This is a genomic window from Catellatospora tritici, assembly GCF_019083965.1.
GTDB lineage: Bacteria > Actinomycetota > Actinomycetes > Mycobacteriales > Micromonosporaceae > Catellatospora > Catellatospora tritici.
This window is the reverse complement of sequence record NZ_JAHRCY010000022.1, coordinates 77,510-93,254: the sequence shown is the minus strand read 5'-3', so window position 1 is coordinate 93,254 and position 15,745 is coordinate 77,510. Positions and strand designations below refer to the sequence as shown.

General features: G+C 69.7%; 16 protein-coding genes. 13 read left to right on the top strand and 3 right to left on the bottom strand.

All coding sequences use genetic code 11. The annotated features are described in order from the left end of the window. Window positions 1-12: 12 nt before the first annotated feature. From KUA19_RS34260 to KUA19_RS34205, 13 genes are all read left to right on the top strand, one after another. Window positions 13-2,133, top strand: a complete 2,121-nt coding sequence (locus tag KUA19_RS34260; protein WP_308167811.1) for an alpha-galactosidase — start codon at window positions 13-15, stop codon at window positions 2,131-2,133. A gap of 63 nt (window positions 2,134-2,196) precedes the next feature. Beyond that, window positions 2,197-3,507, top strand: a complete 1,311-nt coding sequence (locus KUA19_RS34255; protein WP_217402895.1) for an ABC transporter substrate-binding protein — start codon at window positions 2,197-2,199, stop codon at window positions 3,505-3,507. Between the two features lie 71 nt (window positions 3,508-3,578). Then, window positions 3,579-4,529 carry a carbohydrate ABC transporter permease gene (locus KUA19_RS34250; RefSeq protein ID WP_308167810.1) on the top strand — a complete coding sequence of 317 codons (951 nt, stop codon included), beginning with the start codon at window positions 3,579-3,581 and terminating at the stop codon, window positions 4,527-4,529. Beyond that, window positions 4,526-5,389 carry a carbohydrate ABC transporter permease gene (locus tag KUA19_RS34245; RefSeq protein WP_217402894.1) on the top strand — a complete coding sequence of 288 codons (864 nt, stop codon included), beginning with the start codon at window positions 4,526-4,528 and terminating at the stop codon, window positions 5,387-5,389. The genes KUA19_RS34250 and KUA19_RS34245 overlap by 4 nt, the downstream gene beginning before the upstream one ends. Beyond that, window positions 5,278-5,565 (top strand): LacI family DNA-binding transcriptional regulator, encoded by a 288-nt coding sequence (locus tag KUA19_RS45095; RefSeq protein ID WP_372451944.1) that lies wholly within the window; start codon window positions 5,278-5,280, stop codon window positions 5,563-5,565. The genes KUA19_RS34245 and KUA19_RS45095 overlap by 112 nt, the downstream gene beginning before the upstream one ends. Then, window positions 5,447-6,049 (top strand): substrate-binding domain-containing protein, encoded by a 603-nt coding sequence (locus KUA19_RS34240; RefSeq protein WP_217402893.1) that lies wholly within the window; start codon window positions 5,447-5,449, stop codon window positions 6,047-6,049. Before KUA19_RS45095 ends, KUA19_RS34240 begins: the two co-directional genes overlap by 119 nt. Before the next feature lie 34 nt (window positions 6,050-6,083). Then, complete coding sequence (locus tag KUA19_RS34235; RefSeq protein WP_254550543.1) at window positions 6,084-6,437, top strand: TraR/DksA family transcriptional regulator; 354 nt, start codon at window positions 6,084-6,086, stop codon at window positions 6,435-6,437. 73 nt (window positions 6,438-6,510) lie between these two features. Beyond that, window positions 6,511-7,056 carry a hypothetical protein gene (locus KUA19_RS34230; protein ID WP_217402892.1) on the top strand — a complete coding sequence of 182 codons (546 nt, stop codon included), beginning with the start codon at window positions 6,511-6,513 and terminating at the stop codon, window positions 7,054-7,056. A 176-nt stretch (window positions 7,057-7,232) separates the two neighbouring features. After that, the gene (locus KUA19_RS34225) at window positions 7,233-7,967 is read left to right on the top strand and encodes a polyamine aminopropyltransferase (protein ID WP_217402891.1); all 735 of its coding nucleotides are present in this window, start codon (window positions 7,233-7,235) and stop codon (window positions 7,965-7,967) included. A 110-nt stretch (window positions 7,968-8,077) separates the two neighbouring features. Beyond that, complete coding sequence (locus KUA19_RS34220; protein ID WP_302563419.1) at window positions 8,078-8,971, top strand: phosphotransferase family protein; 894 nt, start codon at window positions 8,078-8,080, stop codon at window positions 8,969-8,971. Between the two features lie 323 nt (window positions 8,972-9,294). Next, window positions 9,295-9,522 carry a ferredoxin gene (locus KUA19_RS34215; RefSeq protein ID WP_217402888.1) on the top strand — a complete coding sequence of 76 codons (228 nt, stop codon included), beginning with the start codon at window positions 9,295-9,297 and terminating at the stop codon, window positions 9,520-9,522. Next, on the top strand, window positions 9,519-10,907 hold the full coding sequence (locus tag KUA19_RS34210) for an NAD(P)/FAD-dependent oxidoreductase (RefSeq protein ID WP_217402887.1): 1,389 nt from the start codon (window positions 9,519-9,521) through the stop codon (window positions 10,905-10,907). The genes KUA19_RS34215 and KUA19_RS34210 overlap by 4 nt, the downstream gene beginning before the upstream one ends. Before the next feature lie 13 nt (window positions 10,908-10,920). Further along, window positions 10,921-12,138, top strand: coding sequence for a cytochrome P450 (locus KUA19_RS34205; protein WP_217402883.1), 1,218 nt, complete (start codon window positions 10,921-10,923; stop codon window positions 12,136-12,138). A 63-nt stretch (window positions 12,139-12,201) separates the two neighbouring features. Here KUA19_RS34205 and KUA19_RS34200 read toward each other — a convergent pair whose 3' ends face one another. The 3 genes from KUA19_RS34200 to KUA19_RS34190 are packed head-to-tail and all read right to left on the bottom strand — an operon-like array spanning window position 12,202 to window position 15,601. Next, complete coding sequence (locus KUA19_RS34200) at window positions 12,202-13,695, bottom strand: MGH1-like glycoside hydrolase domain-containing protein (RefSeq protein ID WP_217402881.1); 1,494 nt, start codon at window positions 13,693-13,695, stop codon at window positions 12,202-12,204. Beyond that, window positions 13,692-14,603: a carbohydrate ABC transporter permease gene (locus KUA19_RS34195; RefSeq protein ID WP_217402878.1), complete on the bottom strand. Its 912-nt coding sequence runs from the start codon at window positions 14,601-14,603 to the stop codon at window positions 13,692-13,694. Before KUA19_RS34195 ends, KUA19_RS34200 begins: the two co-directional genes overlap by 4 nt. Before the next feature lie 26 nt (window positions 14,604-14,629). After that, the gene (locus tag KUA19_RS34190) at window positions 14,630-15,601 is read right to left on the bottom strand and encodes a carbohydrate ABC transporter permease (protein ID WP_217402877.1); all 972 of its coding nucleotides are present in this window, start codon (window positions 15,599-15,601) and stop codon (window positions 14,630-14,632) included. Window positions 15,602-15,745: the final 144 nt, after the last annotated feature.

The following is a 15,745-nucleotide window of genomic DNA, read 5'->3' as shown; positions in this document are numbered from 1 at the left end:
AGGAGCCTGACAGTGAACCTATCGGCCGCCACGACGAGTCTGACGTGGGGACATTCGGCGCTGACCGTCGTCGTGGACACCTCGCCCGGCCGCCCGGTGAGCGTGCGCACGCTGGCCGGCGTCCCTGCCGACGGCGCGGCCGGGCACACCGCCCAGCCGCTGGTCGAGATCCTCACCGCGGCGACCGGCCGGGCCCGCGCCTCGCACCGGTTCTCCGAGACCTCCCTCGGCCGGCGACTGGCGTGTACCGGCAGCGAGACCTCGCGCGAGGGGGACTGGCACCGGCTGCGCATCGACCTGCGCGACGCGGCCGGCGGCCTGGCCGTGCAGGTCCTGCTGCGCTCGCGGGAGGGGGTCAGCGCCGTGCAGGCCCATACCCGGATCGTCAACGAGGGCGACGAGCCGGTCGTGCTGCTGGGCGTGACGTCGCTGTCGCTGGGCTTCGGCGCGGTCGCGGTCGACGAGCTGGACGTCGTGCAGGGCGACAGCGAGTGGCTGGGGGAGGGGCGCTGGTCGCGGCGGCCGCTGCGCGACGGCGCGGCGGTCGACCTGGACCTGCGCCTGCACGGCCAGGATGGGCGGGGTCGGCACGCTGCGATCAGCAACGGCACCTGGTCCACCGGCCAGCGGCTGCCCACCGGCGGGCTGGTCCACGAGCCGTCGGGCCAGGCGTGGCTGTGGCAGGTCGAGCACAACGGCGCCTGGCGCTGGGAGGTCGGCGAGCGGCTCGACGGCGCGTACGTCGCGCTCACCGGCCCGACCGACGTCGACCACCAGTGGCAGCACCGTCTGGAGCCGGGCGGCTGCTTCACCACCGTGCCGGTGTCGGTCGCGGTCAGCGACGGCGGCCTGCACGGCGCCGCGGCGGCGCTGACCGCGCACCGGCGGGCGCTGCTGCGCCCGCACCCGGACCGGGCCGGCCTGCCGGTGGTGTTCAACGACTACATGAACACGCTGATGGGCGACCCGACCACGGCCAAGCTGCTGCCATTGGTCGACGCCGCGGCGGCCGCGGGTGCCGACGTGTTCTGCATCGACGCGGGCTGGTACGACGAGGACGGCGCGTGGTGGGACAGCGTCGGGGCGTGGGAGCCGTCGCAGAACCGCTTCCCGCGCGGCATCGAGGAGGTCCTGGCCCACATCCGCGGCCGCGGCATGACCCCGGGCCTGTGGCTGGAACCCGAGGTGATCGGCGTACGCAGCCCGCTGGCCGACAAGCTGCCCGCCGAGGCGTTCTTCCAACGCGACGGCGTACGGGTGGTCGAGCACGGCCGCTACCACCTCGACCTGCGCCATCCGGCCGCCGTGGCGCACCTGGACGAGACCGTCGACCGGCTGGTCGAGCAGCTGGGCGTCGGCTACTTCAAGCTCGACTACAACATCGACCCCGGGGCTGGCACCGACCATGCCGCCGCCAGCCCCGGCGCGGGCCTGCTCGGACACAACCGGGCCCACCTGGCGTGGCTGGACGCGGTCCTGGACCGCCACCCCGGGCTGATCCTGGAGAACTGCGGCTCCGGGGCGATGCGGATGGACTACGCGCTGCTGTCGCGGCTGCAGCTGCAGTCCACCAGCGACCAGCAGAACCCGTTGCGCTACCCGCCGATCGCCGCCGCCGCGCCCATGTCGATCCTGCCCGAGCAGGCCGCCAACTGGGCCTACCCGCAGCCGGGCATGACCGACGAGCAGATCGCCTTCACGATGTGCACCGGCCTGCTGGGCCGGCTCTACCTGTCCGGCCACCTCGACAAGATGAGCCCGGACGAGGCGGGCAGCGTCCGCGACGCGGTCGCGGTGCACCGCGACATCCGCGCCGAGCTCGCCCATGCCGTCCCGGTGTGGCCGCTGGGCCTGCCCGGCTGGGCCGACGCGTGGACCAGCCTGGCCCTGGTCGCCGGGGACACCACCTACCTGACGCTGTGGCGCCGCGGCGAGGCCGCCGACGCGGTGCTGTCCCTGCCGCACCTGGCCGGACGTCAGGCGCAGGTCGACACGTTGTACCCGCGGCACCTGCCCGCCTTCGGCGCCGTCTTCGACCCGGCCGTCGGGCAGCTGACGGTGACCGACCGCGGCGGCGCACCGGCGGCCGCCCGGCTGCTGCGCCTGCGGGCGGCACCGCACGACGCTCGCTGACCGGCTAAATTGTCCGCCCTGCGCTGCAGAGCGGGTTCACCCCCACCCAAAAAGGATCACATCATGAGGAAATGGCACGTTCTCGCCCTCGCGGCGTCGCTCACCCTGGGTATGGCCGCCTGCAGCGATCCCGGCACCGGTGCGGACACCGGCAGCTCCACCGTCACCTGGGCCGACCCGACCGCCAAGATCGATGGCGTCAACCTGACCATCTGGGCCGCGCAGAACAGCAACACCGTACCCAGCAAGGTCATCGAAGGATTCCAGGCCGCGACCGGCGCCAAGGTCAACGTCGTCACCGTGCCCGACCCGTACGAGCAGGGCGTGCAGACCAAGGTCGCCACCGGCGACAAGCCCGACCTCGCGTTCTGGCAGCCGACCGCGTCCATGTTGACCGCCCTCAACGCCAAGAACAACCTCCAGTCGCTCAACGACGCCCCCTGGCTGGGCAAACTCGACCCGGCGCTGAGAGACATCACCGGCATCCTCGACGGCACCCGCTACGCCGCCCTCGTCACCAGCCCCGCCGTCGAGGGCGTCTACTACAACAAGGAGGTCTTCGCGGCCAACGGCATCACCGCCACCCCGAAGAACTTCGACGAGATGGTCGACATCGCACGCACGCTCAAGGGCAAGGGCGTCACCCCGTTCTTCGAGATGGCCGCCGACCGGTGGGCCACCCAGTGGTGGGTCCAGGTGCAGCTCGCCGACGCCGCCAAGGGCGGTCTCTGGGACCGGATCAACAAGGGCCAGGCCAAGTTCACCGACGCCGACGTGCTCGACGCGATCAAGAAGTACAAGTCGCTGATCGACGAGGGCCTGTTCAACAGCGACATCAAGACCGCCAAGTTCGAGGACCAGGGCAAGGCGCTGCTCGACGGCAAGACCGCGATGGTCGTACAGGTCAACTCCTACTTCGGCCAGCTGCAGGCCAGCACCGACACCGCCACGCTCGACAAGAAGATCGGATTCTTCCCGATCTCGCCGTCGGGCAACGTCGGCACCTTCATCCCCGACCAGAGCAACGCCCTGGTCGCCTTCAAGACCGGCGACGCCAAGCGCGAGGCGGCCGCCCGCCAGCTGCTGTCGTACTGGATGGGGCCCGGCTACGCCGACTTCATCGCCGACCGCAAGACGCTGTCCCTGCAGCCGTCGGTGCCCAACCCGGTCGGCGTGCCCCAGGCACTGCTCGCCGTCCACCAGTCCCTTGGCGGGTCGATCGGATCCATGCAGGCTCTGGCCGTGGCCAACCCCGACCTGTACATCAACCTCGCCGACATGATCGCCGGCACCATGACGCCCGAGCAGGTCGCCTCGGCCACCCAGGACCAGTTCGCCCAGCTCGCCAAGGCCGCCGGGATCGCCGGCTTCTAGCAACAACCCGCTGAACCGCCACCCCCGGGGGCGACGGCCACCGACCGTCGCCCCCGCCTAGGAGCCGCCACGTGTCCATCCTCATCGACACCCCCGCCCAGGTCGAACGACCCCGGTCAGCCGCACTGCCGCCGCCTGCCAGGGCGCGCGGTGGCATCGCCCGGCGCACCCACCCGATGTGGTTCCTCGCCCCGGCCTTCGCGATCCTGCTGGTGTTCTTCTTCCTGCCGACCGTGTTCAACTTCGTCTACGCCTTCACCGACTGGTCGAGCTTCAAGAGCCAGATCAATCCGGTGGGCTTCGACAACTTCGCCGACCTCGCCGGCAACGGCACCCTGTTCCGAGCCCTGCGCATCACCGTCGTCTATGCCGCCCTGGTCGCCGTGTTCCAGAACCTGTTCGGCTTCCTGCTCGCCGTGCTGCTGGAGCGCGACACGAGGATCAACAAGGTGGTCCGGATCCTGTTCCTGGTCCCGGTGCTGATGTCGGCGCTGGCGGTCGGCTACATCTTCCAGGCCCTGCTCAAACCCGACGGCAGCGTCAACGGCCTGCTCTCCGGCCTGCTGGCGCACGACGTCGACATCGCCTGGCTGGGCGATCCCACCTGGACCATCGTCGTGGTGGCACTGATCCACGCCTGGAAGTGGACCGGCCTGTCCATGCTCATCTACCTCGCCGGGCTCAAGACCATCCCCGAGGACCTCGTCGAGGCCGGCAGCATCGACGGCGCCTCCCGCTGGACCATGTTCTGGAGGATCCGGTTCCCGCTGCTGGCCCCGGCGGTCACCTTCAACGTCGCCACCGCGCTGCTGGGCTCCATGAACGGCTTCGACATCGTCCAGGCCACCACCGGCGGCGGACCCGCCCGCACCACCGAGATCCTCAACATCTTCATCTACCGGACCTTCGGCCAGGGCCTGTTCGCCCAGGCGACCACGATGAGCCTGGTGCTGTTTCTCATCGTGGCGCTGCTGGCCTTCCCCGTCATCCGTACCCTGCGAAAGCGCGAGGAGATCCTGTGACCGCGCCCTCCGCCCGCCGCAACGGCCCGGGCTTCAGCGACCGACCCGCCTGGACCCGCCTGCAGCCTGTCCTGGCGGTGCTGCTCGGGCTCACCGTCATCGGCATCCCGCTCTGGCTGGTCGTGGCCACCGCCGGCAAATCCCGCGGCGAGGCGCTCACCCCCAACCTGGCGCCACCCACGGACTGGCAGCTGCTCGACAACCTCCGCCAGGTATGGACCGACGGCCACGTCCCCGCGGCCTTCCTCGGCAGCCTGCTGGTCGTCGTGCCGGCCGTCGCCGGGGTGCTCGTCATCGGCTCGATGGCCGCCTGGGTGCTGGCCCGCCGCGCCAGCCGCCTGACAGCCGTGCTCTACGCCCTGGCCATCAGCGGCATCGTGCTGCCTCCCGCCGTGGTCACGGTCGTGCTGCTGCTGCGCCAGCTCGGCCTGGCCGGCAGCGCCATCGGCATGATCGGCGTCTACATGGGCATCTACCTGTCCACCGTCATCTTCTTCGTCACCGGCTTCGTCCGCACCGTCCCCGCCTCCCTGGAGGAGGCCGCCCAGATCGACGGCGCCTCCCCGACCAGGGTGTTCGTCCGGATCGTGCTGCCCACCCTGCGGCCGGTCCTGGCCACCGCCACCATCCTGGTCTGCCTGTACGTGTGGAACGACGTCTTCTACGCCTTCTTCGTCATCGGCGGCCGCCTGGACACCCTGCCGCTCAACCTGTTCCGGGTCGCCAGCGCGGGCCTCTACCTCAACAACTGGCACCTCATCTTCGCCTACGTGATCCTCATGAGCCTTCCGCTGGTCGTCGTGCTCGCCGTCGCCCAACGAAAGATCATCTCCGGTATCACCAGCGGCGCGGTCAAGTAGGTACGACGGCCGTGACCGTGCCCCGACGACCCACCCCGCGGACGCCGGTCATGGGCGATGTCGCGCGGCTGGCCGGCGTCTCCCAGCAGACCGTCTCCCGGGTGCTCAACAGCCATCCGACAGTGCGCGAGGAGACCCGCCGCCAGCGGGCCACCCGACTGGGCCGAAGCACGTGACCGCGCTGAAGGCTGGCGCGACGCCCTGCGCGCGGCGGGCCGGCCGATCCCGCCGGTCATCACCGGCGACTGGAGCCCGCGCTCGGGATACCGGGCCGGGCAGCTCATCGCGGAGCGCCCCGATGCCACCGCGGTCTTCTGCGCCAACGACCAGCAGGCCCTGGGCCTACTGCGGGCACTGCGCGAACGCGGCCTGCGCGTGCCCGAAGACGTCAGCGTCGTCGGGTTCGACGACATCCCTGAGGCGCGCTACCTGAGTCCGCCGTTGACCACCGTCCGCCAGGACTTCGACGAGGTCGGCCGCCTGTGCCTGCGGGCGCTGCTCGACATGTTCGACGACCCGTCGCTGCCTGCCGGACACCTGAGAGTGCGGCCCGACCTCGCCGTCCGGGCGAGCAGCGGCCACTGGTCGCCCGGACGGCGCCACGGCCACGGTGACGGGCCGGCGAACGGGCAGCCGGTCACCGTCGCCCTGCGGGCCTGACCGGGATCGGATCAGGAGTACCGTTACCCAGGTCATGAGCGGGGGGATGGAAACGGGCCGACAGCGGTTGGAACGAGCACGGGCCGAGGTCGAGCGGCAGATCGCCGCACTCGCAGCAGAGCTCGCCGACGTCATGGCAGCCGCTCGCTCGGCCAACGCCGACGACGAGCACGACCCGGAAGGCGCCACCATCGGGTTCGAACGGGCGCAGGTGGCCGCGCTACTGGCCGGTGCGCAGCGGCGGCTGGCCGAGTTTGACGACGCGCTACTGCGATTCGACGTGGACACCTACGGTGTCTGCGAGTCATGCGGCCTGCCCATCTCCGCCGAACGGCTCGCGGTGCTGCCTTCCGTACGGACGTGCCTGGCCTGCGCCCGACGGCGCTGACTTCATGCTCCAGGACCGTGGCCCGGACTGGAGGCCCATCAGGGTGATCAGGGGCCGATGTCAGGATGTCGGGGTGTCCATCCTGACCGACTATTTCGCAGCCGGGTCTGACCGCCTGGCGGCGACGGCTGCCGAGTACGTTCACGGGCAGTTGAGTCTGCTCGACCTCGCGCCGGAGAAGGCAGCTGCCAACAAGCATCTCCACCGGGTGTCACCGGAGCAGGCCTCACGTCCACGGGTCGAGACGGCCCACTCAGGGACGCTGGTCCTGCAGAGCAAGGGTGTCGACCCGGGCCTTGCCCTGGCGCGACTTGAGGCGATCCTCACCGGCCGAACGCACGATGAGGTATGCGCAGATCCGAGGCAGGCTGCGCAGATCGCCCCGGCCCGGCCGGAGGACATCGACGGCCGGGTCGTGCTGTCGGTCACGGACACGCTGCGCGATGCCCTGGCGTCCGCGGAGGTGTCGGCGCTGCCTCGGGTGGCGCGGCAGTGGGCGATTGCGGAGTCCGCGAATGATGCCGAGGAGAGTCTGGCGCTGTTCCTCATCGCACTGACAGACCTGGCACGGCGAGCCGGCGGCCGTGCTGAACGGCTCTACTGCTGTGTGACGTTCTGACGCGCCTGCGTATCGCCGCGGCACGGCACTGTCACCGACGAGACTGGTGGCCCACGACGTCAGGCCAGATCCGGAACGACCCGCCGTGCCGGTCGGCTGAGCGCGTCCTGCGGCCGGGTAGGCTCAATGGCAGCCGACCCCCGTCGCGGGCAGCCCGGCGGATTGAGGATGTTCGGATGGGCGTGCGGTTTCAGGAGCTGGGCTGGCGGCAGACGCCGATGGGCGTGATCAGCCTGCGCCGCCGGTGGGATCGACAGTTCGAGACCGACGTGTACGAGGTCAAGCTCGACGACGACTTCCTGATGTCCAGCCTGTTCACCGTCGCCGAGGTCGAGGTGGCCCGGCTGGCGCTGGCCGAGCTGAGCCCGGCCGAGTTCGACGCCGACACCCTCGACGTGGCCGTCGGCGGGCTCGGCCTGGGCTTCACCGCACTGACCGTGCTCGAGGACGACCGGGTCGGCTCGCTGCTGGTCATCGACGCGCTCGCCGACGTGATCGAATGGCACGAGCAGGGCCTGATCCCGGCCGGCACGACGCTCACCGCCGATCCGCGCTGCCGGCTCGTACACGGTGATTTCTTTGCCTTGACCGCCGGCCCGGACGGCCTCGATCCGCAGTCACCTGGCCGGCTCTTTCACGCGATTGTCGTCGACATCGACCATTCGCCCAGCCACCTGCTGCACCCCAGCCACGCGAGCTTCTACCAGCTGGCCGGTCTGCGCCGGCTCGCCGAGAGGCTGCACCCCGGCGGCGTGTTCACCCTGTGGTCCAACGACCCGCCGGAGGACGACTTCACCGCCCGGCTCGCCGAGGTCTTCACCGAGGTCCGCGCCGACGTGGTCACCTTCGCCAACCCGTTGCAGGACCGCGACTCGACCAACACGGTCTACCTCGCGAGACGTCACGGGTAGCGATGGATCTGCTTCGCCGACGAGTGCGGGAAAGTCCGGTGCGTCGATGAACTGCCAGTCCCTAGGATGCGTGGGTGGACCTTTCGCATCTCGGCGCGCCGATCGGGCCGATGATCCGCGTCCATGGCGGGTTCGCCAACCGGATGTACCGGCTCGACACCGACCAAGGGTCGTTCGCGGTGAAGGAGGTGAACCTCGTCGACCGCCGCTGGACCTATCGCGTCGAGGACGTGTTCAGGTTTGAGCGGGCGGCCTTCGCCGCCGGCATCCCGATGCCAGAGCCGATCTCGGCCGGCCACAACACGCTCGTTCACCGATGGGTCGAGGGAGAGAAGGTCCCCGAGGCACCGGTGTCGGCGGCGTACGCGTTTGAGATCGGTGAGATCCTCGCGCGCATCCACGCGCTCGACGTCGCGTGGCCCCATGCGTCGATCGAGGACCCGACGCCACGGGACTGGCCCGAGCTCGCCGCGCGGGCGGCGGCGACCGGACAGCCGTGGGCCGACGAACTCGCCTCTCACGTCGAGACGTTCCTCGCGATTGCCCACTTCGTCGACACCTGCGAACGGCCCGGCCCCGTCGTGCTGACCCACAAGGACATCCACCCGTGGAACCTGCTCGCTCGAGCGGGTCGGCCGGTGGTGCTCGACTGGGAGCTCTCGGGGATGCTCGACCTGTCCGGTGAGCTCGGCTCGACCGCGCTGAGCCTGGCGAAGGGACCTGGCTTCGACGGCATCAGGCCCGCCATCTTCCGCTCGGTCCTCGACGGCTACGTCGCGGGGGGCGCAGCGCTGCCGCCGTCAGGTCCGAGCTGGTTCGTGTACATGATCGGCGGCTGGCTGGGGCACACGAGGTGGAACATCCTCCGGTGCCTCGCCGGTGTCGAGGCGAGCACCGGCCCTGACCTCGCGCTGTCGCACGAGTCCGCGCGCAACGGCGTGCGCGGCCTCCCCGACCTGTTCGGCCGACTTCCGGAGCTCGAGGCGCTGCTCGGGTCACAGTGACCCGCGCCTGCGCTTGGTACGCGACGTGAGGCGCGCTCCCGATTCCGCTCGGGGTCACAGCCGATGACCTGCGAGATTGGCTGGCTGGGATATCCGTTTCCAGGGCGGGCGATGTCGGGCGCTGGATAGGCTGCTCTCGACAGGGCAAGTGCCGCTCTGCATCATTCGCGACCGTCAGCTCTCCTGCGGAGGCGTGCGATCGCAGGCTGCCACCTGCGCGTTCGAAGCGGTGGTGCCTGGCCGAACGGGTCCCGACCGGCGGTCTGCCCGAGTGGTGCTGCCTGAGCGGCGCGGCTCTGCGGTCCCTGAAACGGAGGGTCGGGATGAGGGTTGTCGTAGATCTTTCCCGATGCCAGGGGTATGCGCAGTGCGCGTTCCTGGCCCCGGACGCATTCCGGATGCACGGTGAGGAAGCGCTGATGTACGACCCGAGCCCCGACGACGCGCAGCGGGAACAGGTGTTGCGCGCTGCCGCTGCCTGTCCGGTCCAGGCCATCCTCGTCGACCAGCTGGAGGGCAGGGACACGGCGGCGGGGGCGATGCGGTCATGACCAGCAGGATCGAGGCTTTGCAGACGTTAAAGCGCGAAGGCCGCATCGTCATCGTCGGTGCCTCCCTCGCCGGGCTGCGGGCCGCCGAGTCGCTGCGCGATGAGGGCTTCACCGGGTCGTTGACCGTGATCGGCGATGAGAAGGGCGAGCCCTACGATCGTCCGCCGCTGTCCAAGCAGGTCCTGACCGGATGGGTGCCTGCCGAGGCCACGACCCTGCCCCGTCGTCGTGAGGTGGACGCGCAGTGGCTGCTGGGCGTGCCCGCGTCGGGGCTGGACGTGGCCCATGGCCTGGTACGGCTCGCCGACGGCCGGGAGGTGCCCTACGACCGGGTGCTGATCGCCACCGGTGTACGTGCCCGGCCCTGGCCCGACGAGGCCGAGGCCGCGCTGGACGGGGTATTCGTGGTGCGCACGCGCGAGGATGCCGCCGGCCTGCGGCAGCGCCTTGCCGACGGTCCCGGCCGCGTTCTGATCATCGGGGCCGGCTTCACCGGCTCCGAGATCGCCTCCATCTGCCGTGAGCGCGACATACCGGTGACCGTCGTCGAGCTCGGGCCGGGCCCGTTGGTCGGGGCGCTCGGGGCCATGATCGGTGAGGTCGCGTCGGAGATGCAGCGTGCCCACGGTGTCGATCTGCGCACCGGGGTGAAGGTCACGTCTCTTGAGGGCGACGGGCAGGGGCGGCTGCGCCGTGCCCACCTCTCCGACGGCAGCACGGTCGACGCCGACGTGGCGGTGGTCGCGCTCGGCGGCATCCGCAACACTGAATGGCTGCAGGGCTCCGGGCTGGCTATCGGGCCTTGGGGGATCGCCGCCGACGCGGGCTGCCGCGCCATGGACCTCAACGGTCTGATCACCGATGACATCTTCGTCGCCGGGGACGTGGCGCGATGCCCGCACCCGATCTACGAGTATCGGTTCATCTCGCTGGAGCACTGGGTCAACGCCGTGGAGCAGGCCGAGATCGCCGCACACAACATGGTCCACTTGCAGGCCGACCGCTGGGCGCACCTGACCGTACCGTCGTTCTGGTCGATCCAGTTCGGCGTCAACATCAAGTCTGTTGGTGTGCCGACCTTTGCCGACGAGGTCGTCATCACCCAGGGTTCGGTGGCCGAGCGCCGCTTCGTCGCCACGTACGGCTACAGGGGCCGTGTCACTGCGGCGGTCACCTTCAACAACGCGAAGTGGCTGGACCATTACCGCAGGTTGATCGAGACGGCGGCGCCCTTCCCGCCGCCCTGCCCGACACCCGACCAGCCCGCCGACGCGAAACCGGTGCCCGTCGACTTCCCGGGTCCGATGTTGCTCGCCCAGGGCGCCACGGTCGTGGTGACCGGCCACGATCCGAGTGAACGGCGCGTCACGGCCGCGCGGCCGTAGGAGGTAGACCGACATGACCATGACCGAGACGCCCGGCATCCTGCCCCGGATCCTCGACTACTCGGCCCGGGCCGACCCGTACCCGCTCTACGCCGAGCTGCGCAGAACCCCGGTAGCGCTGCAGGAGGACGGCAGCTACGTGATCAGCACCTACCGGGAGATCACCGCGTTGCTGCACGACCCGCACCTGAGCTCCGACATCCGCCATCTGGCCCGCCCGATGCCGGGGGGGCAGGGCCGGGAAGACAATCCGGCGTTCCTCAATCTCGATCCGCCCGAGCACGACCGCATGCGGCGCATGGCGATGCGCCACTTCGGCCCGCCGCACACCCCGGGGCTCGTGGACGGGATGCGGCCCGACATGACAGCCGTCGTCAACGGCCTGATCGACGGTCTGCAGGGCAAGAAGCAGATCGACGTCGTGGATGACTTCGCCTACCCGTTCCCGGTCACCGTGATCTGCCATCTGCTCGGCGTGCCCCGCGAGGACGAACCACGCTTCCATCAGTGGGTGGAAGCGCTCGTCGATGCCATCGACTACAACCCGGCCACGGACCCTCCGGAGCGGTTGCAGAAGGGGTTGCAGGCCAGGATCGACCTGCGCCAATATCTCGGCGGACTGGTGGAAGAACGCCACGGCCGGCCGGGCGACGACATCCTGTCGAAGCTGGCCAACGACGACGGTCCCGACGGCCGCATGACCGACGAGCAGATCATCAGTACGGCCAACCTGCTGCTCATCGCCGGCCATGAGACCACCGTCAACCTCATCGCCAACGGCGTGCTGACACTGCTGCGGCACCCGCAGATGCTGCAGCGGCTGAAAAACGAGCCAGACCTGATCATCCGACTGGTAGAGGAGCTGCTGCGCTACGAGCCACCCGTGCACATCATCCCGTGGCGGGCCGCGTACAGCGACATCACCATCGCCGACACCACCATCCCGAAGGGCTCGCAGATAATGCTCATGCTCGCCTCGGGCAGCCGCGATCCCGAACGATTCCACGACCCCGACCGCTTCGACCCCGATCGCCAGGACAATCAGCACCTCGGCTTCGGCAGCGGTATCCACGTCTGCTTCGGTGGCCCGCTGGCCCGGTTGGAGGCGCAGATCGCGCTCACCGAATTCGTGCGCCGCGTGGACAATCCCCGGCTGGTCGCCGACCCGCCGCCTTACCGGCGAAGCCCGATCCTGCGCGGCCCCCTCCACCTCCTCGTCGAGCAAGGGTGAAGGTCGTCGGCGCGAGCAACCCGACCGTCAGTCCCGGCGCCGACGCCCGAGAAGGGCGCTGTTTCACGACTCCAACGAGTCATGAAACAGGCCGTAGAGGGTGTGGTGGCCAGGGGTGAGGGGAATGTCGCGGTCGGGGAGGGACAGGGTGATCGGGCCGTCGGTCTCGACGGTGAGGGTGGTGTCGTCGGCGACCATGGTGACGCGGGTGTCGCCGCAGCGCAGGTTGCGGATGCCGGTGCGGCCGGGCAGGTAACGGCGATAGTGGACGGTGCGGGTGAGGGCGTCCACGCGGAAGCCGAGGATGTGCTCGATGAGCATGGAGATCGGGGCGAGGGCGGACCAGCCGCAGAAGTCGGGGCGTACCGGGGTGCGGTCGTCCTTGGCCGTGGACGGTGCGGGGAGGGTGGGGGAGTACGCCTCCCAGATCGTCGCGGGCGAGTACGAAGACCAGGTGCGGGCCATGTGGCGGATCAGGTCGAGGCTGGCGCGGTGCGCCAGGTCCTGGTGGCCGGAGTCGGCCAGGGCGCGGGCGCTGGCGTACGCGACGGGGATCCACACGCCACCGCGCCAGTACATGCCGTCGGGGCGGAACTCGGGGTCGTCGCGGGCCACCGACGGCCAGGGCACCGGTCCGCCGAAGCACTTCGGGTCGGCCAGCGCCGCGGCCAGCGCATCGGCCTGGGCCGCGTCGCAGGCGCCGGCCAGCAGCGGCCAGTAGACAGCGGGCGTGCGCACCCGGTGGAAGTCGTACGGCTCCTCGGCGAACCGGTCGAAGTAGCTGCCGTGCTCGGCCGACCAGAAGTCGTTCACGAGCGCGACTAGCCGCGCATGGTGGCCGTCGTACTCCGCTGCCAACTCGTCGGCGCCGATGAGCCGGGCCAGCCTGGCGATGGACCGGGCGGACAGGGCCTGCTGGGCGGCGACGTCGAACCACAGGATGTCGCCGGACGTGCCGTGCTCACCCTGGATCGGCGCGCGGGGCGTGTTGTCCATGCCGCTGGTCACGCCCTCCCAGAGGTAGCCGCGCGGCACCCGCTGCACGGTGGTGGCGATGTTGCTGTGCGGGAAGCGGCTGCCCGCCGGGGTGGCCTCCATGAACGCGAAGTGCTGCTGCAGGTATGCCTTGTCGCGCAGCAGCCACCGGACCCGGTCCAGGTCGCCGGTGTGGCGGACGTACTCCTCCTCGGACCAGGCGAACAGCGGCGGATTGTCCGGGTGGTGGATCCTCAGGGTGGTGGGCTCGGCGTCGTACATCGGGCGGTAGAAGTTGTCGAAGCTCTCCACCCCCGGGAACAGGTCGGGGGCGTACTTGCAGAAGTGCGCCATGAAGCAGGTGTCCCAGATCCAGATGGTGTCCGGATCGAAGCCCTCGTCCATGTACGGCGAGCGCGGCGCGCCCTCCCGGGTGACTACGTGGTCGTAGGCCAGCTCCCAGGCCGCCCAGTACAGGTCGATGAGCTCGGGCTCGGCGTCGAGGACGGGGGCGGGCAGCGCGGCCCGATCCAGCGGCCGGCGGGTGGTGACCGGCGGGGTCTGGGTGTGGGGCAGGTTCATTTGATCTCCGCGATGGCGACGCCCTTGTCGATGTACTTCTGGCCCAGGGCGTAGAGGACGACGGGTGGGATGAGCGAGATGACGATGGCCGCCATCAGCATGGGCAGCGACGAGCCGAACGGCGAGGTGAAGTAGAGCAGGCCGAGCGGCAGGGTGCGGTTCTCCTCGCCGGTCAGGTAGATCAGCGGGCCGAACAACTCGCGCCAGCTGCCCAGGAACGTGAACACCGCGACCACGATGATGACCGGCTTGGACTGCGGCAGGATGATGTGCCACCAGGTGCGCAGGGTGCCGCAGCCGTCGATGCGGGCCGCCTCGTCGATCTCGCGGGGCAGGCTCATGAAGAACTGCCGGAACAGGAAGATCTCGAACGCGGCGCCGAACAGCTTCGGGATCAGCAGCGGGTAGAACGTGTCGATCCAGCCGATCTCGCGGTAGAAGCGGTACAGCGAGATGGTCATGACCTGGCCGGGCAGCATCATCGTGGCGAGCACGACCATGAACAGCGCGTTGCGGCCGGGGAAGCGGAAGCGGGAGAAGCCGTACGCCACGAACGACGACGCCAGGATGTTGACCACCACGGCGTACCCGGCGAGCCACAGGCTGTTGCCGATGTAGTGCAGGAACTCGTACTTGAAGATGACGTCGGTGAAGTTCTCCCAGCGGAACGGGCTCGGGATCCACTCGAACGGCACCGCGAAGTACTGGTTGGTGTCCTTGAGCGACTGCGACACCAACCACACGAACGGGAACAACAGCAGCAGGCAGAACAGGCTCAGGGCGATGATGCGCGCGGTCAGCTCCCAGCGCGCCCTGGTGTTGCGCCGTCGTGGCGCCGTGGCGGTCGGTGCCGCCGGGGCAGCGGGCGGCACGTCACCGCGTCGCGGCTTGTCCAACACGTCTTGCATGGAATCCTCCGGTGGGTGGGCCGCGGTCAGTTCTGGTCGGCGTCGCCGTACGCGGTGAAGCGCCGGGCCAGCCAGAGCACCAGGCCGGTCAGCACCAGGGTCGCGGCGAACATGATGAACGCCAGTGCGGACGCGTAGCCCATGTCCTGGTAGACGAAGCCCTTGACGTACAGGTAGGTCACGAAGGTGCCGAGGCTGTTCTCGTAGCCCAGCGGGTTGCCGGTGGCGACGCCGCCGTTGTTGGCGAACGCGAGCGGGGTCTCGAAGACCTGGATGTGCCCGATCAGCGCCATGACGGTGTTGAAGACGACGACCGGCGACAGCAGCGGCAGGGTGACCTTGCGAAACATCTGCCAGGGACCGGCCCCGTCGACGCGGGCGGCCTCGAAGTAGCTGGCCGGGATGCCCTTGAGCCCGGCCAGGAAGATCAGCATGGTGCCGCCGGTGAACCACACGTTGACCAGGATCAGCGCGACGAGCGCCAGCCAGGGCTTCTCGGAGTCACCGAGCCAGTTCACCGGCTCGGTGCCGAACAGGCTCAGGAACATGTTCGCCAGGCCCACCTCGCCGCCCCGGAACACCTGCTTGAACAGGTACGCGGTGGCGATGCCGACGAGCAGGCTGGGGACGTAGATCAGGGTGCGGAAGACGTGATTGCCGCGGAAGTCCTTGTACAGCAGCAGCGCCAGGGCCAGGCCGAGGCCGATCGAGATGACCGTCGAGCCGATCACGTAGATCAGCATGTTGCCGGCGATGGTGGCGAACACCGGATCGTCGGTGAGGATCTTCTCGTAGTTGTCGGTGCCCACGAACCGGATCGTGCGGAACACGTTGGCCTTGGACAGGCTGGTCATGAACGCGGCGATGAGCGGCGCGACACCGAACATCAGGAAGCCCAGCAGCCATGGGCTGATGTAGAGGTAGCCCTGCACGCCCTCGCGCCGCCACCACCGCCGCTTCGGGCGCGGCCGTTGCCCGGCCGAAACCATGCTGCTCATGTGTACGCCTCCGGTGGAACCTGTGGGACGGCAGTGGGCGGGCGGTGCGTGACCGGCAGCCCCCGTGGCGGCCGGTCGGGCCGGGGGGGGCCCCCCCGGTGAACCCCGGGGGCCCCCCCCGGGGCAACCGCAAGCGCACGCACC